Source organism: Paenibacillus riograndensis SBR5, assembly GCF_000981585.1.
Taxonomy (GTDB): Bacteria; Bacillota; Bacilli; order Paenibacillales; family Paenibacillaceae; genus Paenibacillus_AQ; species Paenibacillus_AQ riograndensis.
Genome location: NZ_LN831776.1, coordinates 2636149 through 2655941, shown reverse-complemented (window position 1 = coordinate 2655941; position 19793 = coordinate 2636149). Strand labels below are relative to the sequence as shown.

The 19793-nt window shown below is 52.6% G+C and carries 8 protein-coding genes; 1 reads left to right on the top strand and 7 read right to left on the bottom strand.

Annotated elements, in window-relative coordinates:
• Positions 1 to 143: 143 nt before the first annotated feature.
• The 6 genes from melA to PRIO_RS10640 all read right to left on the bottom strand — a co-directional run bounded on the left by melA (position 144) and on the right by PRIO_RS10640 (position 8658).
• Complete coding sequence (gene melA / locus PRIO_RS10665) at positions 144 to 1649, bottom strand: alpha-glucosidase/alpha-galactosidase (protein WP_020428216.1); 1506 nt, start codon at positions 1647 to 1649, stop codon at positions 144 to 146.
• Between the two features lie 108 nt (positions 1650 to 1757).
• A complete protein-coding gene (locus PRIO_RS10660; RefSeq protein WP_039787967.1) occupies positions 1758 to 2699 on the bottom strand; it encodes an AraC family transcriptional regulator in 942 nt (313 codons plus the stop codon).
• A gap of 197 nt (positions 2700 to 2896) precedes the next feature.
• A complete protein-coding gene (locus PRIO_RS10655; RefSeq protein ID WP_020428214.1) occupies positions 2897 to 4951 on the bottom strand; it encodes a methyl-accepting chemotaxis protein in 2055 nt (684 codons plus the stop codon).
• A gap of 100 nt (positions 4952 to 5051) precedes the next feature.
• Positions 5052 to 5900, bottom strand: coding sequence for a sugar ABC transporter permease (locus PRIO_RS10650; RefSeq protein ID WP_020428213.1), 849 nt, complete (start codon positions 5898 to 5900; stop codon positions 5052 to 5054).
• Positions 5897 to 7210 carry a sugar ABC transporter permease gene (locus tag PRIO_RS10645; RefSeq protein WP_020428212.1) on the bottom strand — a complete coding sequence of 438 codons (1314 nt, stop codon included), beginning with the start codon at positions 7208 to 7210 and terminating at the stop codon, positions 5897 to 5899. Before PRIO_RS10645 ends, PRIO_RS10650 begins: the two co-directional genes overlap by 4 nt.
• Positions 7211 to 7323: 113 nt before the next feature.
• Positions 7324 to 8658 carry a sugar ABC transporter substrate-binding protein gene (locus PRIO_RS10640; protein WP_020428211.1) on the bottom strand — a complete coding sequence of 445 codons (1335 nt, stop codon included), beginning with the start codon at positions 8656 to 8658 and terminating at the stop codon, positions 7324 to 7326.
• A gap of 817 nt (positions 8659 to 9475) precedes the next feature.
• Between PRIO_RS10640 and PRIO_RS10635 the strand changes: the two genes are divergently transcribed.
• A complete protein-coding gene (locus PRIO_RS10635; protein ID WP_020428210.1) occupies positions 9476 to 11221 on the top strand; it encodes an alpha-glycosidase in 1746 nt (581 codons plus the stop codon).
• Between the two features lie 438 nt (positions 11222 to 11659).
• Here the strand turns inward: PRIO_RS10635 and PRIO_RS10630 are convergent, their stop codons facing one another.
• Positions 11660 to 19411: a pullulanase gene (locus PRIO_RS10630; protein ID WP_046502253.1), complete on the bottom strand. Its 7752-nt coding sequence runs from the start codon at positions 19409 to 19411 to the stop codon at positions 11660 to 11662.
• Between the last annotated feature and the right edge of the window lie 382 nt (positions 19412 to 19793).

Below are 19793 nucleotides of genomic sequence, written 5' to 3'. Positions count from 1 at the left end.
TTCTCAGTCCGCATCTTACTGCTGGAAAAATTTGATTCCTCTAGCACGACCCTGCAGCATTCAAGTTATCCGCATTGATATGTGAAAAAGCCCTCCCGTACAGGGAAAGCTTCTTCGTTCGTTCATTCACTTGCCGCTTAAGACTAGCGCACCTTCTCGCGGTCCTTGCCTTTGTCAGACTCACCGGCGTTCTTGTTGGCCGCTTCACGGTCCTGCATCATCTCGTCCACGGACTTCACCTTCAGCCGGGCTGCCCCGGCATTATCGGCCAGTGTCGGTACGAGGTCACCGGAAGCCAGACGCACCTTCGCTTCGGCAATCGCCGCGCTGTATTGCGGCAGCCACGCTTCTCCCGCCACCAGCATCTCATCCACCATCTGCCAGATCTCCTTCGGATTACAGACCGCTCCGACCAGCGGGTCCATCATGAAGGCCTGACGCAGCAGCTTGTCATCGCCATGTACAGCAGCCTCGACAGCGAGACGCTGCACGGAAATGCTGACATTGCACACCGCAGCGGGACCCAGCGGCAGGTCCCCGACCACAGGCATGGAGATGCCGTTATGATCGACATAGCCCGGCGCTTCAATAACCGCATCGTCCGGCAGATTGGTAATGATGCCGTTATTGACGGTATTAAAGTGGCCTCTGTACACTCTGCCTGTCTCCAGCCCTTCAATAATATAGGAGCCATGCTCTTCACCCCGGTGCTCAGACGTATATTCCAGTGCCGGGTCCTTCATCCAATTGGGAAAATCAGTCTCGAACCAGTTGCGTCCCTCCGTGCAGACCCGCAGGTAGCCTCCGGTCTCTCCATTAATCCAGCTGCCCAGATCAATCCAGTCCATGATTTCACCGCTACGCTTGCGGTACCACGGCACATACTCACTCAAGTGCCCGTTGGACTCGGTGCTGTAATAGCCGAAGCGGCGCAGCATATCAATCCGCACCTTTTCGGTCCGGCTGAATTCCGGGTGCTTTTCAAAAGCTTCAAGCAGCCCTCCGGTCAGATCCCTGCCCTTATGCTTCGCGGAAATATACCAGGTCTGGTGATTAATCCCGGCGCAAATGATATCCACCTCGGATTTCTCCAGCCCGTAGACCTCGGCAATCTGTTGATGTCCATGCTGCACTCCGTGACAGAGCCCGATCGTCCGCACCCCGCCGTATTTGTTGCAGGCCCAGGTCAGCATAGCCATTGGATTCGAGTAATTGAGCAGCAGCACATCCGGCGCAGCCGCCTCTCTGATATCACGGCAAATCTCCAGCATCTCGGCAATCCCGCGCTGCCCGTACATAATGCCGCCTGCGCATAAGGTGTCGCCCACGCACTGGTCCACACCATATTTCAGCGGAATATCCACATCGGTTGCAAAAGCCTCCAATCCGCCCATACGGATTGTGCAAAATACGTACTTGGCATCCTTGAGAGCTTCTTTGCGGTCCGTCGTAGCCGAGATCACGATCTTGAGGCCATTCTCCCGGATATCCCGCTGGCACAGCTCATTGACCATCTGCAGGTTATGGGGATTAATATCCATAAAAGAGACTTCAATCTCCTTAAATTCCGCTACAGTCAGCAGGTCACGCAGTAAACCGCGGGTAAAGCCAATGCTGCCCGCCCCGATAAACGCTACTTTAAAAGACATCGCCATCTTCCTCCCAATGAATGAATTCTACCTGTCCATTGTAGCAAGGAGGGGGCGGGAAGCGTTATCAATATCATGACCATTTTGCCGGTTATCTGTCAACAATCCTCACCTGTCTTGAATATCCGGCTGGGCATCGCTCCACGAAAAGCGCTCCAGCGAATTCCGGTATTCCACCGGAGTACAGCGGGTGTACTTCTTGAACAGGAGATGAAAATACTGCCGGCTGCTGATGCCTACATAGTCGGCGATTTCCGCCACAGGGATTTCGCTCTGTCCGAGCAGCATTCTGGCCTTCTCGATCCGCAGCATATTCAGGTAGCCGGTCAGCGTCCGGCCCGTATGCGCGCGGAAGATCCGGTGCAGATAGCCGGGATGCAGGCTGACCTCGGCGGCAACCTCTTTGACCTGAATACTGCGGTCATAGTTCTGATGGAGAAATTCAACCGCACGCCGCACATAGAGCTGTGCCGGCTGCTGGCTGGCCTGCAGCTGTTCCCGGCGCAGTCTGGAGAGGCGCAGCAGCAGCTCAGAGAACAGCAGCCCGGTCATTATGCTTCCGCGCCCCTTCCCCTGTCCTTCCCCTTCTACGCCATGCTGGTCCAACTCCAGCACCAGCGATTTCAGCACATGAAATACCTCTTCCGGGTCCGGCAGCACCAGACTCCTGAAAGGCTCCCGCAGCAGCCCGGCCAAATCAGCCTCCGCTTCCGCCAGCCTGGCGATAGAAGGAACCGCTCCCGAAGCTGCCGTGAAGCCAAATTCTACATTCAGCATCCGGCAGGATGTTCCTTCTTCCACGATCAGCCGGTGCGGCACATTGGCATCAAGCATGATCAGTTCTCCCCGCTTCAGGCGGAAGCGCTCCTCCTCATCCGGCTCCTGCCGCACCTCGACCACGCAGCTCCCCGAGATCAGATACATAATCTCCGTTGAATTATGCTGATGGAATGCCATCGTATACGGATTCCACTGTTTATAATAGTAGGCAAAAAAATGCGGCCCATACTCTCCATCCAGCAAAGCCTGCTGAAACAGGCTTCCGTTCAGTTCCGGCAAGCAAATCCCCTCCTTCCCAATTGCCCTGAACTTATTCTATAGGACAAAAGCCTCTACGCTGCCGAATGCCGGCCGCAGAGGCTGAATCTGGGATGATTGTTATCCAGACAAATCAATCCGATATAAAGTAAGTTTCATTATACAAAATCTTATAGGATTTATCTACGCAGCACTGCGGCTTATCCGGCCTAGCCGTGAAAGGAAACCAGCGACTGCTTCAATTCCTCTGCAAGCTTCTCCAGCTTGCCGGACAGCGCAACCAGTTCCTCGCTTACCGTGAACTGCTGCGAGGACATAGAAGCAACTTCTTCGGTGGAAGCACTGGTCTGCTGCACAACCGCATGGACACTGGCCATGGATTCGCCCAACTGGTGCTGGTACTCCATCAGCTCCGTGATGGACGCCGAAGACTCATTCAAATAGCCGATGAATTGCTCCATCTCCGCACGGACCCCTTCAAAAATACTGGAAGATTCCCGTACGGAGGAAATCTGCTCCCGGAAGAGCGGAGCCGTATCGCCTACCACCTGGACCGTATTTTCAATCCGGCTGCTGATCTCTTCAGTAATCTTCGATACCATCGCAATCGATTGGTTGGACTCGTCAGCCAGCCCTCTGATTTCGTTTGCGATCACGGCAAAACCTCTTCCGGCCGCCCCGGCTCTAACCGCTTCTATGGAAGCATTAAGCGCCAGAATATTCGTCTGCTTGTTCACGGCAATCATCGGGGTCAGGATGCTGCGGATCAAATGGGCGCTCTCGCGCAGCTTCATGGAATTCTCCTGAATCAATTCCATCATCTGCACGGTTGATTCACTCTGGGCCACCAGGGTCTTCATCAGCTCTGCTCCCTGGTCACTGACCGTGATCACCTTCTCTGCCGAAGCATCCATGGCGCTGTTGATCTCCTTCACCTCCGTGATCTGGAGGTTCATCCTTTCCACGTTGCGGTTGCTGCTCTCTGCTTCCAGAGCCAGACTGGCAGCGCCATGGGCTATTTCTCCCGTAGCTGCCGCCACCTCTCTAGCATGGGTAGAGGTGATGCTGGATGCATTTACCAGCTGCTCCGAAGTAGCCAGTACCTGGGCAGCTGACCGGTTGCTCTGTCCTGCCAGCAGCGAAATCTGCTCCATCATCTTGTTGAAGCTGTGCCCCAGCCGCCCAATCTCATCCTGGCCTTTGAAATGGGTGCGCACCTGAAGATTGCCCTGCTCCCCTTCCTCCATCAGCCCGGCGAGCTTGCCCAGCGGACGGCCGATCAGCCGCACCAGAACGTAGCCGATAACCAGTGCAATTACTGCCGCCGCGAGGACCACAGACAGCGTTATGTAGAGCAGACGGTCGGCTGATTTCGTGAAATCACTGACCGGGGCATACCCCATCAGTGTCCACTTGGCCGTATCCAGCGGCTGATAGACCACAAGCTGAGAGGTGCCCTGCTCATTACTGGCGGTAAATGACTGCTGTTGTCCTTCTGCCGGCTCTGCTGCCGGATGGATGTATGACGGCTCACCGAGCAGCTTGTTATCCGCGCCATATACAATGTTTCCGTCCGGGTCCAGAATCCGGATTTCTCCCGTAAGCCCAATATGCAGATTGGAAAGGATATCCGTAAGCGCTTGGCCCTTGATCTCGATCAGCATGTAGTACTCCGCTTCAGGATGCTGCATATTCCGCAGCAAACGGCCCATCGTCAGCGAGGATTGGTCATACATATCGAAGAAGCCTTTGGCCCGTACCGGGAACCAGACGGGATTGCCCTTGGCTGCATCAAGCTGCTTCACTCTTGCCTGGATGCCTTCAGCGCTGCGGACAGAGCTGATGCCCGTCGACTTGTAAGACTCGGCATCCACCAGGCTTTTCGACACCAGCCGGATGCCCAGGAGCCGTTCGTCGGAGCCTTTTACCGAGTCCAGCTTGCGGCGGATGCGGTCCTCAGCCTCCACTTTGGCGACGGTTGCGGCTCCGGGGCGGCTCACCGTTTCCATATCTGCTTTTAGAATGGAATCCACAGCAAACTGCCGGGAGAGCGCTTCGTACTCGGCAAATAAAAAGTCCAGCTTGTCTGCTGCCTGCACTATAGACTGGGAGGAAGCTGCAGCCACCTGATCCGTGATAATGCCTTTGGCGGCATAGTAGGAGGTCAGGCCCAGGACAGAGGACAGCAGCACAATGGTACAGAACAAAATGACGAACAGCTTCATGCCTACCGATCTAAATCGCGAGTTACGCGGCTGTTTCATTACTTACTCTCTCCTCATGACAAAATAAAGGTACAGCCCTTAATAGACAACATAAAGGCTGTACCCTGTGTTTCGGCAATTCATAAAGCAGGCAAAACAACTATCCTTTGCTGGCGCCCGCAGTCAAACCGTCCACGAGCAGCCGCTGCAGGAAAGCGAACAGAATCATAATCGGTACGGAAATCAGCACAGCTCCCGCTGCGAACAAGGTGAAATTGGAATTCTGCATGGTATTCACCATATCCCACATCCCGACGGCGACCGTCCAGTTATCCTTGGTCCGCAAAATCAGCTTGGCAAAGATGAAATCCACCCATGGGCCGACAAATTGAGTAAGCGCCATATAGGTAATCATCGGCCGGGAGAGCGGAAGGATAATCCGGGCAAAGATCCCGAAGTTGCTGGCTCCGTCAATCCGCGCCGCTTCATCCAGTGAACGCGGGACGGTATCCAGAAAACCCTTGGCAATCAGTGTCCCGCCCAGCGGCGCTCCTGCCGCGTAGACGATAATCAGGGCCAGATGGGTATCCAGCAGGTTGAACTCCTTGAGCAGCAAATAGATCGCAATCATACTCATGAAGCCCGGGAACATCCCGAGAATGAGCAGCACCGACATGGTAGTCTTGCGGGTTTTGAAGCGGAATCTGGATAGCGCGTAACTGGTCAGCAGGGTCAGCACCACACCGATCAGCATAGAGAATACGGCGATCTTAAGTGTATTCGCATACCAGGTTCCGAACATGTACACCGGTGAAGTGAACAGTTCCTTATAGTGGTCCAGAGTGAAGTGTTCAGGAATCAGCGTCTTGCTGTACAATGATTTGCCCGGCCGGAAGGATGACAAAAGAATCCAGAGCGCCGGATAGATCGCAGCAACCGCGAGCGCAATCAGAATAATGTAACTAAAGCCGAGGCGAAAAAAGTTCGCAAGCTTGCGTCCGATGATCATTGAATCATATCCTCCTCTTGGAATGACTTGGTCCGGCGGTAATTGTACAGGGAGAACCCGGCGACAATAATGAAGAGTATAATCCCTATCGCGGAAGCCATATTATTTTTGTTCTGATCCAGCGTCAGCTTGTACAGCCACGTTACCAGCAGATCCGTTGATCCGGCATACTGGTAATTCCCGTTGACCGGATTCCCCTGAGTCAGCAGGTAGATCGCATTAAAGTTATTGATATTGCCGGCAAATTGCATAATCAGTGTAGGTGCAGTAGAGAACAAGATCATTGGAAGTGTAACAATGCGGAACTTTTGATAATTGGTAGCCCCGTCCACTTCGGCTGCTTCGTACATATCACGCGGGATTGTAGTCAGCACACCCATAATCAGCAGCATGGATACCGGAATACCTACCCACATGTTAACCATAATAACGGTAACCTTAGCCCAGAACGGATCGGTCAGCCAAGGCAGACCCCCCAGCCCGAAATACCCGAGATACTGGTTGATCGGGCCGAATTGCCCGTTGAACAGGTTGCGCATCAGCAGCAGTGAAATCATCTGCGGAATGGCATACGGCACAATCAGAATCAGTCTCCACAGACCCTTGAAGCGGATACCTTTTTGGTTGATCAGCAGGGCAACGAGCATCCCTCCGAAATAAGTAGTTATCGTGGATAAAACCGCCCAGATGATCGTCCAGGTAAGTACCCCGTAAAAGGTATGGCTCCAGGATTTAAGGACCAGCAGATTGCGGAAGGTTTCAAAACCTACCCAGTCCACCAGCTTCGCCGGCGGGATGTGATCCGGAGCGGCGTAGTTCGTAAAGGCCAGCATGATCATAAAAATAATCGGCATGATGGTGAAGAACAAAATACCGATTCCCGGAAGCAGCAAAAAGCTCTGGGCAAATTTATAATCCAAAATGTAGCGTACAGACTGTTTGAATGTATTCGAAGGACGACCGGTTTCGCGTTCTTCTCCGGTTTTATGGGCATCCCTAATATTCATATACCAGGCAATCAGGAATAACACAAAAAACATTAAAGTGATCAAGCTTTGAATCAGAATAACGATGGAATGGTCTCCGGGCACCATTTTGGCGATCCCTTTTACCTTTTCCAGATGGCTTGGTGAATCTCCGAGTGTAGTAATTCCCCAGAAGGCCTCTCCCAAATTAGCAATGAAATAGACCAGAGCTCCAGCCTCTACGGCTATAAAAATAAGCCCTTTAATGAATTGGCGGTTATATATTTGTCCCAATCCCATAAAAATGGTCGACAGTATTGCGGCTCTCGTACGGTGTCGCTGCATTTCCCTTCCGTTCTCCTCTCCGCGCGGAATTCAGGAAACCGCCCGCCGCTACCATGAGCGGCGGGCGAGTGAATTCCACTGTGTGCTATTGTTTTGCTGTTGAAAAACTGCTGTTACTTCGCAGCTGCACCGTTATTGAGGTCTTTAATTTGCTGTACTGCTTTGTCCATAGCCGCTTTAGGATCTGCATTGTTATCCCAGATTTCCGGAAGCGCTGCGTTCACAGGGCTCCATACATTGCCCATTTCAGGAATGGACGGCATTGGCTGGGAGTTTTTGGCCTGCTCAGCAAAAGCGGAGATATACGGATCACCCGTAATTTGCGGATCCTTCAGTGCTTCGTTATTGGTTGGAATCGAACCAACCAGTTTATTGAGCTCAAGCTGGGACTCCTTGCTTGAAGCAAATTCAGCATACAGCTTCGCTGCATTCGGATATTGTGTATAGGCGTTAACAGCGAAAATTTTGATACCGGAGAACGTAATTGCTGTTTTGCCGTCGACCGTAGGTACTGGAGCAACCCCCAGCTTATCGCCAAGCGCTTGCTTGTAGGCTGCAAGCTCCCAAGGACCTGTCATATCCATAGCAACATCGCCCGAGCTGAACAAGCTGCGCTTAATGTCACTATTGATATCACCGCTCTTGATTGGCAGTACTTCCTTCAATTTGACGAAAGTTTTCAGCCCTTCAATCGCACCTTCATTGTTCAGGCCGATATCGTCTTTGTCTGTGCCGTCTTTACCGAACAGATAGCCGCCCGTAGTGGCAATGAAGGGATAGCCAAAGTACATGTTGCCGACTTCCCACATAATTCCATATTTGTTTTTGGCTTTGTCTGTGAACGTTTTGCCGAAGGCAATTACGTCGTCGAAGGTTTTAGGCGCTTCTTTGACCAGTGATTTGTTGTAGTAGAGGGCATAGGTTTCTGCCGCTCTTGGATATCCGTACAGCTCGCCGTCGTAGGAGGAGCCCACGATGGAAGCTTCAGTGTTGGCAGCTTTGGTCTGCTCGGCAAAAATATCGTTTGGAAGCAGCAGGCTCGCGCTTGCGGCTTTGCCCAGATTGTCATGCGGGATCAGCACAACGTCAGCAGCCAGGCCGGACGGACCATCCTGCGTAAGTTTACCTACCTGATCCGGTGGTGCCACCTCTTCAATTTTCACTGGGACGTTATATTTTGCTGTGAATTGCTTGGCGATTTCTTCGGCAAAAACTCTCTCTTCTTTACTTTCCCATACGAGCAGCGATGCGCCCTCTTCCGGTTTAATATCGCCTGCTGCCGTAGCGTTGCCGCTGTTCGCAGCATCAGTTGCTGTTGCATTATCTGCTGGCGCTGTGGTTGCCGCAGCATTTTCCCCGTTATTGCCGTTGTTGTTAGAGCTGCACGCTGTAATGGACACTGCCATAGAGAATGCCGCGGTGAGAACCATGAGCTTTTTCAATTCCATTGACTTAACCCCTCCTAAATTTGTGTGTATCTTGCATGACGCTTACAATGTTGCCCAGATCTTGCGCAAACGATTTCAGGGGTTTCAAAAAAAATGTATGTATTTATTTGTGCCCCGTCTATAATATGCTTTGGCAAGTTCCGGAAAGCGCTTCATTACTCTATTTCATAATACAACAGTAATGAAAATTGTAAAAACGTTTGCACACAGTGTATTTAGGCATATTCGCCCATTTAACTGAAGGGAAACCGGTTTTCCTCCCTTTTTCAAAAGGAAGCTCCTATTCTTACTGATTTACGGCAAATCATTTCTGCAACTCCACGGAAAGGTCAATTTTCACCCTTTTATTGTATTTTAATGGATTTTATTATATTTTATTGCTTATTTATCCTTAAAGGAAACCGCTTTCCTCCCTCCTAAAATTTTGTGCAATGGTTTGAACTAAAGTGTTGAACCCTTAATTATTCCATGCTATAATCCAAAACATTATAAGCAGCCTCATCTGCCGGACAGACATTCCTGCAAACAACTAGAAGGCAATGTAACTTCAAAAAAGGTACAACCTCGGACAAGCTACCGCCGTCAGTTGTACCTTTTTTTGCTGTGGACTGAGATGCGCCTGTCAGTGCAGCTAAGGCATATCTAATATGCAAAAGAGCATAGAAGGTACACCCGCCTCTGCCGCCGGTGCTGCCGAAACCCGTTTGCCCGGATGCTGTTCCGGCTGCTTATGCTTACCAACCTTAGGCGTTTGCTGCCGAAGTCCATTTTGCACAATGCTGGTCAAGGAAACAAAACTTTTAGGAGGAATTATTCAATGTTACTGGAAGCTGTCTACCACCGCCCGCGGTTAAACTGGTCCTATGCCTATGATCACGAGACGATTCATCTGCGCCTGCGCGCCAAAAAAGGGGATTTAACCGAGGTCTTCGCCTGGGCCGGCGATAAATATGCATGGGACGCTACCAAAGAGCTGATCCCGATGACGCTGTTCACCTCGGATGCTATGTTCGATTATTGGGAGTGTTCTTCGGTGCCCCCGTACCGGCGGCTGAAATACGGATTTCTGCTGCAAAAAGGGCATGAGCGCATCTGGATGACAGAAAGCGAGTTTGTGACTGAGCGTCCGGCGAATCCCAACCGGCTGTTTGAATTCCCGTACATAAACCGTGGTGACGTTTTTACTCCACCCGCTTGGGTGAAGGATGCTGTTTTTTACCAGATTTTCCCCGAACGGTTTGCCAACGGCGATCCCAGCCGGAATCCTGCTGATGTGCAGCCTTGGGGTGAAACGCCTACACCGGAGAACTTTTTCGGGGGCGACCTGCAAGGGGTCATTGACCATCTGGATCATTTAAGCGAGCTCGGTATAACCGGCATTTACTTCACCCCGATCTTCACCGCCACCACGAACCATAAATATGATACGGAAGACTATATGTCAGTCGATCCTCATTTTGGTGATGTAGAGACACTGAAAAAACTGGTCGCCGCCTGCCACGAACGCGGAATCCGCGTGCTGCTGGATGCGGTGTTCAACCATTCGGGCCGAACCTTTGCCCCGTTTGTGGACGTTCTCGAAAAGGGCGAAGCTTCCCCCTTCAAAGACTGGTTCCATGTCCGTGAGTTTCCGCTGCAGGTAGTGGATAATATACCGACTTATGATGCTTTTGCATTCGAACCCCTAATGCCGAAGCTGAACACCGAGAATCCCGCGGTAAAAGAATATTTGCTGAAGGTCGCGGAATACTGGATCACCGAGGTAGGCATTGACGGCTGGCGGCTCGATGTTGCCAACGAGGTGGATTTTGAGTTCTGGCGTGATTTCCGCAAGGTTGTCAAACGGGCGAATCCGGATGCCTATATCCTGGGCGAAATCTGGCATGAATCCTCACCTTGGCTGGAAGGCGACAAATTCGATGCGGTCATGAATTATCCCTTCACCGACGCCGTGCTCGACTTTTTTGTCTATGGCACACTGGATGCCGAAGGCTTCGCCAACGCTATTGGCAAACAGCTTTCCCGCTACCCGCTGCAAGCCAGCGAAGTAGCCTTCAACCTGCTGGACAGCCATGATACGCCGCGTCTTTTGACTCTGGCCGGAGGGGACAAAAATAAGCAAAAGCTCGCCGCATTGTTCCAGTTCACCTTCATGGGCACGCCTTGCATTTATTACGGCGACGAGATCGGCATGGACGGCGAAGGCGACCCGGGCTGCCGCAAATGCATGGAATGGAACCCGGAACATCAGGATCTGGACCTGTTCAGCTTTTACCGCAAGCTGATTGAAATCCGCAGCAGCCATCCGGAGCTCCGCACCGGCACCTTCACCTTCCTGGAAGCCGGGCCGCAGGGAAGCAAGCTCGCCTACGAACGCCGTCTGGGCGATAACCTCATCCTGGTGCTTGTCAACACAGAGGAAACGGCGCAAACCTTCTCCCTCGATGTAGAGGACCGCAACTGGGAGAACCTGTTCACCGGCGACACCCTGCGCGCCGAGCGCAGCAAGCTCTCCATCAAGCTGCCCGCCTACGGCTATGCGGTGCTTAAAGCGCTGCTGTAGGTGCTGGGTTAGTGGGAAAAAGTACATCTAATTCGGCACGTCTGGACTTCCGGAGCTGGGTTAGTGGGAAAAAGTACATCTAATCGACTCGTCTGGCCTTCTGGAGCTGGGTTAGTGGGAAAAAGTACCACTAATTCGGCCGTAACCAGCCAATTGAGGTGAATTGTCTTGAATTAGGTGGACAAAATCCCACTAAACCTTGTTGCGGCGGGATTTTCAGCTAATTAGTTTCACTTTTTCCACTTAACGTAATGAGACTCTCAACGAGAGATGTGCAGGACATATCTTCCAACACCAAAGGGCACTCTTCCCGGCGAAGAGTGCCCTTTGGGTTTTATTTATTTACTTTGCTAATCCGTCCATGTTGCTTTACTGTGCTACTATACTCTGTTGATCCACTGCTAATCCACTCCTGTTGCTTTATTTTGCTATTTTACTTTACTTTCCAAGCAATCTATAGATCACCTGGGCAGCTTCAGCCCGGGTCATCCAAGCTTCCGGTGCGAACTTGTTGGCTGCTCTGCCCTGCAGGAGCCCCTGCTCTGCTGCGGCACTCACATATTCGGCAGCCCAAGAGCTGATGCTGGAAGCATCGGCAAACCGCAATCCGCCATTGGCCGGTTCGAGCTTCTTGCCTTGCTTCAACTCCAGCGCCCGGATAATCATAACAGCCATCTCCTCACGGCTGATCACAGCATCCGGTGCGAACAAGCCATTGCTGCGTCCAGTCACAACCCCCTGACGGACTGCAGCCGACACATAGGAAGCATACCAGGCATCTTCCTTCACATCCGTGAATCCATTCTGCTCTCCCGCCTTCACATCCGTGAATCCGCTCTGCTCTCCCGCCCTCACATCCTGCGATGCAGCCTGCCCTTCAGTCTGAAGGCTAAGCGCGCGCACAAGCAGAGCGGTGAATTCCGCACGGGTGACGGGGTTCCCGGGCTTGAACTCGGAAGCCGTAACCCCTGTAATCACCTGCTTCGCGCTAAGTGACTTAATCGCTGTTTCTGCCCAATAGGCGGCCGGTACATCTGAATAGGCTTTATTGATCACAAGCGCTGCATATGTGCTGAAATGTGTTACTCCGGCTGTAATGATATCCCCTTGCTGCGATCCCCCAGCATATTGCAGTGAACTGTTGTCCCCCAAATAGTAGACACCAAGCAGTGCCTTGTCGGGATTCCCTTTAAGCTGGAAGGCCAGCTTGACCGGTTCTGCGAACGAGGTCACCGGGACCCTCTTACCATCCTTGCGGATAACTTCAAGTCTGAACTCATAGAGCTCCGATGCCGCAGTTACCGACATATTATCCTTGCTAAGCCCCGCAACCAGAGCGCTCGCCGCATTGCTTGCAAGCGGTGCTGCACCCAATAGAATCTGCGCGCCTTCTGCATCCGCTCCAGTTAAGGTTCCTTGAACTGTGCGGAGAACCTGGACAGGCAGCGTTATGGAAAGACCGCTCATTGTAAGCACCAGATCATTTGTCCCCAGCATGGCCGCAGCCTGAAGCGGAAGAAGCGCCGCTTGCTTGCCTGAGGCGAGCTCCACTGTGACTTTGCCATCCTTGCCGTTCTTCAGACTGTCCCCGTTTATAAGCTGTGTATCAGCGGCGGGGGTGGCCGTTGCCGTAACCACCGGATTCCAACCAGACCCATTTCCAGGTTCTGGCGTTGGTGTTGGCGTTGCTGTTGGCGTTGGTGTTGGCGTTGCTGTTGGCGTCGGCGACGCTGTTGCAGTTGGTGTTGGCGTAGGCGTCACCTTCGGCACAACAGCCAGTATAACCGTTCCCCCGTCACCCCTGCCCGGCAGCTCAACCCTCACTTTCTGATCCCCGGATACCGTATAGGTTTTGCCGCTGTATTCATCCACAACGGCAGCCTGTGCGGCAAAAGGAACCGGAAGGCTTACGGATACCGCCTCAGCCTTTGTATTGATAGCCGTTACAATGTTTGCTCCGTCATACTGCTTGTCAAAAGCCAGATACCCCAGCTCATCAGAGCCTGCCAGCTTGGTACGGATACCTTTGGAATAAATTTGTGAATACTTGGCACGGATATTCAGCAGCTTCTGATAGTGATCGTGAAGTCCCTGTTCCGCACTCAGCTGATCCCATGGCATATCCCCGCGGTTCTCGCTGAACTCTCCTTTGGACAAGTCCCCGGAATTCGCACCGGAACGTCCCAGTTCTTCCCCATAGTAAATGACCGGCTGTCCCTTTGCCGTAATTTGCAGGGCGGCAGCAATCTTCAGCTTGCTCTTGTCTCCATCCACATAATTAGACAGGAAGCCGTTTTCGTCATGGCTGCTCAGGAATTGGGCCATCATCCCGGTATTGTCCATTTGGGCTTCCCGGTGTTGCAGATACGTATCCACAGCCGAGATTTTGCCGTCTGTAAAATCCTTCGCGGCGTTCTTGAAGCCGAAATCCAGCAGACCGTCCATCTGGCCGGAGTGCAGGTTGCCGCCGTCATTGTCCAGCGTGCCGCCAAAATATTCACCGGTCAGCTTGAAGGCTGGATCGATGGCGGTCAGCGCATTTTTGAACGCTTTCCAGGTTGTGCTGTCCACATGCTTCACGGTGTCCACACGGAAATAGTCAATCGTGTCTCCGCGCTCCGTCCGTGCGTTGTCCAGCCAGCCGGTTTGCCAGCCGATAAGGGTCTGGCGGACCGCCGGATCTTCGGTTTTGAAATCGGGCAGGCCTGCCAGCTCACCCTTGATCGGGTCCGTATCAGCGGATACGCCATCCTTGCGGAGCATACCGTCAAAACGCGCCTTATCCTCAGCCGTAACCCCCGGATAGTTGTCTTCGGCCTTCAGGCCGTATCCCGCGTGATTCAGCACAACATCCACCATGATCTTGATGCCTTTATCGTGGGCCTTTTCGATCAGCTCTTTGAAGGTTGCCATATCGCCCAGATGCTCATCCAGCTGAGTGAAATCTTTGGCCCAATAGCCATGGTAGCCATACTGTGTACCGCCGAAATCGGCACCTTTGTTGAAATCGATATTGTCCACAACCGGCGTAATCCACAGGGTATTGATCCCCAGCTTCTGAAGATAATCCAGACTATCGATCATCCCGCGGAAATCCCCGCCGTGGTAGGCTTCCGGGTGGGTTGTATCAACATCCGCATTGTTCGTGGCATCCCCATCCTTGAACCGGTCCGTAAGAGCGAAGTAGATCCGCGCTTCATCCCAATCAAAATCAAGCTGGCCGCCCGTATAGGTTCTCGCCTTCACTTCAATCTGGGCAGTCCCTTTGTGTGTATTGCCATATTGATCCAGCAGGGTAATTGGAATGCTTTTCAGGCCTGCCGGCACGCTGTTCTTCACTGCAACCGTCTGCTGCAGGAGCTCTGTATCCAGCTTCACTGCTTCCGGTCCGCCGAGAGCGGACAGGTCCATATAACCATCCACGTAGGATACCTGTTCCTCTGAAGCAGCTTTTACCGTAACCACTGCATTCTCATTGGAATTGATGGCCTCCGGCTGAACTTCCGCGGTAATCGCCACCTTAGGGATATGATAGACTACAACGGATTCACCGTTCACGGTGTTTTTCGGGTCAGTCAGCTCTTCGGTCACTCCGTCTTTGGTTACAAGAAAACTATATTTGTACGTTCCTTCCTGCACATCCTGCAGCTTATAGCTGAACCATTCCTCCGCTGCCTCATAAGCCATCGGATACTCTTTACCGTTCACTTTAACCTTGACCCCGCTGATGGTTTCCTGTTGATCTGTGCGGAACAGCGCATCATCCCGGTACCGGAACGTAATCGTTCCGTCTTTCATCACCGGACCGTTAATCACCGGCTTGATATCAAGCTCTTTTACCATGCTGGTCACATTCACTTTGGTAAAAGCTTCGCCCGCCGTCAGCGGAATGACCCGGTCATCCGGATAATCCTGCTTGCCGGTATTCCAGTCCGTGCCCTTGCGGAGGACAAAACCGACACTCGTCGCATTCGGCGCCACCTCAATCAACACACTGGCCTTGCCATCCTTGAAGGTGGTGAAATCGATCTGATCGTTCTTCACACCTGTATTCCACACCCAGAGGTTCCAGTCGGCGTAATCCTTGTCGTCACGGACGTAGGTAATTTGCACATACCGTTTGGTGTCAACCGGCTCTTTGGTCACTTCCACGTTCACCTTGGCAGAGAGCCCGCCATATGTGATTGTTATTGTGGCTGTTCCCGGCTTCACGCCTTTGACCAGTCCTTTGCTTGTCACCGCGGCAACCGCCGGGTTGCTCGATATATAGGCTGCTGCATTCGTAACCGTTCTTGCGCTGCCGTCATCGTATTTGGCTGTTACAGCTGTCTGATGCGTACTGCCGGCCTGCAGCGCATATCCCGTGCTGTCCGTTCCCAGAGAAGCCAGAACAGCGGCGGCGGCATCCTTGCGGATGACCACAGCAGTAAGAGGGTCCAGAGTAATTGAAGTTGACGTTAACGTGAAGCCGCTCTGGCTTTCCGCAGGAATCGCCGTCACTCCGGCCTGATCATTGTCCACAAGCACCTGGCCTCCGGTTAAATCCTCGGAAAGGGTCAAAGTTCTGGCAGCATCATCACCGTTCATGAAAACATAGTAAAGTCCGGTTCCGTCAGTCGCTTTATTTTTGTAGCCGATCACCAGATCGGTTGCTTTGATTTCCGGTGCTGTGATCAGATTGACATTCGTATCCACTAGACTTTTATCGCCAAGCCGGAAGGCATCGGTGGATTTTCTCAACTGAATGAGCCCGGAGGTGTATGCCCTTGTCGTATTCTGAACCGGGTAATTCACTTCGTCCGTCGCTTTGGCCCAGTCGAACATGTTGACCGCATCCGACGAATCATAGGAATCATGGATAAAATAGCCAAAGGACTGTCCGTTCGCATCCTTCATTTCCGTATATTTCTGCTCCGGAACTCCGGCTGCCTTCCACTGCTTCGTGCGTCCATACTCCTGGCCTGCCTGTATGAAGGCCGTGCCTTGGGAGGTCATCTCCAGCAGATTGCCCAACCGGATCCGCTGCTGAATTTCCAGCTCATTAGCAGGAATCGACGGGTCCTTCTTGATCGTCTGTGCAATGACATCATGCAATGTCAGATTGTCATGGGCCTCGATGTACGGCACAACATCTCCCGGATCATCTGCCGGAATGTTCGAAGGCCGGGCTGTGATATTGTTAAAAATCGCGGCGATAGAGCGCGCTCCGCCCGTTATGAACCGGGGCTCGCCTTCCGAGCCATAACCGGACTTCAGCTCATTGCGGAATTCATCGGAAAATACGCCAACGCTGTCCGTTTTGTCCATCCATGCCTGATCTGCGCCTTTGCCGGCCAATGCCGGATCGGAGGCATCCCCGGCGAAGGTTTTCCAGCCTTCCCCGATGAACAGCGCCTTCGGATTGATGGCTTCAGCGGCATCATAAGCCGCCTGAACGGCATCGTAGGTGGCATCGCCCATCATGTCCCAGCGCATACCGTCGATTTTGTATTCGCTGAACCAGTATTTGACCGAATCCACCATCAGCTTCTCGGCCATCTTGTGGCTGGTCGCCAGATTGTTGCCGAAGCCGCCGACAAAGTTGCCGTTCGCATCCTGAAAAGCGTAGTAATTCGGTACGATATCATCCAGAAAATCCTTCTTCGCCATATGGGTATAGACGACATCCAGAATCACACCCATACCCGCTTCATGGACTGCATCAATCAGGCCCTTCAGCTCTTTGATCCGCTCTTCGGGATCAGCAGGCTGCTGCGAATAGGCGCCATCCGGCGAGAAATAACTATGGGGATCATACCCCCAGTTGTATTCATTGTTTTGGGTGGAATAGCCGGACTCCCGGTGGGTCATCCGCGTTTCGTCCCCGTTGTACCAGGCCATGACCGGCATCAGTTGAATGTGGGTGATGCCCAGGGATTTGATATAATCCAGCTTTTTCGCAAAAGCCGCATACGAGCCCCAGCGCTCGCCGCCCAGTTCGCTTTCAATCGACACGTCAGAGGTGAAATCCCGCACATGGACTTCATAAATAACAGCATCCTCGCGTTTCTCGTAGCCGGGGATATCCCCGGCCCGGTAGTCCGGCGGGTTCGTGCCGCTCAGGTCAACGATAGCCGCCTTGCCGACCGTATCCCCGTCCGGTCCTGCCGCCCCCGTAGAGTCCACGGTGAACACAGCCATTGACTTGGCATAGGGGTCAAGCACCGGCTTGGTTACACCGTTATTGGTCACCTCATACTGATAGTAGTAGCCACGCACATCCTCTGCAGCAGCAGCCTTACTCAGATCAGACGGCTTCAGCTCTGCCGACCAGACGCCTTTATCGCCTAGAGTCAGGCTTACTTGGCCCACCTGCTGCGCGGCATCTGTCTTGCTGTACACATTCGCAACGACACTGCTGGCCATAGGTGCCCACAGCTTCAAAGTAGCCGATTGGTCCGCCGGGTGATAGGTGGCGCCCAGATCGTCTCCGGTGTAATTGTACATTTCATCAATCATCCGCCAGCCTGCGGAAGCGGATACATTTTTCCCGGAATAAGCTACGCTCAGCGGAGCCTTCTCCAGCGCAAAAGCGGCTGTGTCCACCTCAACCGAAGTCGTGCTTTTTATCGCTGCGGCATTGACTGGAACCGGAGTGCCCTCTTTGTCCGTTACCGTAATGAGGGACTTTAACCCGGCAGCATCCAGACCGTCGGTTAATGTGAAGGTGAGCAGAATTTTGCGGGTCGAGAGGATTTCCGCCGACACCAGGCTCACGGGCTGCTCGCCAAACGGGGATACATATACATGGTCATCCCCCTGTTTGATCCACAGCTGATTGTAGCGGTCCAGCAGCCTGAAGGTTTTGTCGCCTCCGTCTTTATCGCCGCTGGAGCGGTTGACCACCAGAAAGCCTATTTTTTGGGCATCCGTTTTAAGCGGAACATCCACATAGGCACCGTAAGCGTCCGTATGCTCCGCAAGAAAAGGAAGAGCATCACCCGGCCAGGTTACCGGTTCAGAGGCTACCTCATCCCACAGCCACAAGCCGTACTGGCTCCAATTGCTGTCTGCTCTCGCATAATGAACCCGGACCGTATCGGCCGGCAATACAACCGGTTCATACGGCGTCACGGTATCCGAGCCTTCCTTAACCCACACCTCATTGGTCTGCGGCGTATTGATCATGAACAGTTTGTTGCCTCCGTCTTTGGCCTCCGTACTGCGGTTGACGACGAGGAACGAGACTTTTTTCGCTCCCGCCTTCAGCGGCACATCGACATAAGCTCCATAAGCATCGGTCTGCCCTTCAGGAAAAGGGGTTGCACCTGACGGCCAGCCCGCAGATGGCGCAGCCACATCATCCCACATCCACAGCCCTAGACCGGCATAATCCCCGGCTGTCCGGCTATAATGAATCCGCAGCTGCCCCTCCGGTACAGGAACGGCTGCTCCTGGAGCATTCGGCACGGTAAAAGAGGCTTTCACCCCGTGATCCTGCGCGTTATACGTAAAGGTTACTTTTGAAGCGGCAGGAAGGTTCAGCTTCTGCTCCCCGCCAGGATAGAACATATCCGTATCTGGTGTATCTCCGGGAACATAGACTCTATAGGCATATTCCCCTGCGGGAAGTTCAGCCGACCGTTCATAGACTCCATCCAAATCCGGATCGGACAACGTGGCTTTCGCATCAGCCGGAGAAGAATCCCGGGCATCGCCAAGCTCCGTTTGCAGAGTGCCGGTCAGCCTGGGCAGCTTATCAGCCTCAACCGGTGTGTAGTACGTGGAATCTGCAATTTTTTTCGTGAGGTCATTATAATAAAAGGTGACGCTGGTCTCGGCAGCAAGCGATATCTGAATATTGCCGTCCTTATTGACCCCTGCGGAATTGGTATAATTGCCGTATCCGTAGCTTTCCTCCCAGCTGCCATTCAGCGCGATCTTGTACTCATAGACGCCGGCGGGCAATCTGCCCGTGAACTTGTACAGGCCATTGTCCACATAGGTCATCTCAGTTACGCTGGCAGCAGGGTCCCAGTCCCCCGCAGGCTCAGCTTCCGTGGATAATTCCGATTGAAGGCTGCCTACAAGCACTACCTTGGACGCTGCCGCATTCACCACGCTGCCTGGATAAAAAGAAAAATAGGAACATACAAGCACCACAATCATACTAACCGAGAATGCCTTCTTGCCCCATAATGCCCATTTCATTATTGCGGATACCCCCATAATTGAATTTTGACCTCAAGCCACTCAAGCCTGCTCCCTTTGTTTCTCCTCCTCCTGTCAGAATAAAATCGGGACTGTCCACTAATCAGAATAAACCGGCACTGACCAGTAGCTCACATCTTCATGCGCAAACGTTTGCAAATAACTGTATGCCACACTCAGTCTCATAAAATTCAGAGATTGATGCGGAATGTCAGCCTAAAATCAACAAATGTAAGCGCTTTTCTATTCTGTTCACCATACTAATCCAATATCTGGAACGTTGTCAACCTGCATTTCGAACAGTGCGCAGCGTCCGCTCAATTCGAAAGCTATTTACAATTTACAGCACTTCGATTAATATTACAGAGTAAAGCAAACGGTT

Bases quoted from the DNA above. Each gene is read 5' to 3' on its own strand.
- melA (WP_020428216.1), bottom strand. From the start codon at position 1,649: ATGTCTTTTAAAGTAGCGTTTATCGGGGCGGGCAGCATTGGCTTTACC.
- PRIO_RS10655 (WP_020428214.1), bottom strand. From the start codon at position 4,951: ATGAAACAGCCGCGTAACTCGCGATTTAGATCGGTAGGCATGAAGCTG.
- PRIO_RS10650 (WP_020428213.1), bottom strand. From the start codon at position 5,900: ATGATCATCGGACGCAAGCTTGCGAACTTTTTTCGCCTCGGCTTTAGT.
- PRIO_RS10645 (WP_020428212.1), bottom strand. From the start codon at position 7,210: ATGCAGCGACACCGTACGAGAGCCGCAATACTGTCGACCATTTTTATG.
- PRIO_RS10640 (WP_020428211.1), bottom strand. From the start codon at position 8,658: ATGGAATTGAAAAAGCTCATGGTTCTCACCGCGGCATTCTCTATGGCA.
- PRIO_RS10635 (WP_020428210.1), top strand. From the start codon at position 9,476: ATGTTACTGGAAGCTGTCTACCACCGCCCGCGGTTAAACTGGTCCTAT.
- PRIO_RS10630 (WP_046502253.1), bottom strand. From the start codon at position 19,411: ATGAAATGGGCATTATGGGGCAAGAAGGCATTCTCGGTTAGTATGATT.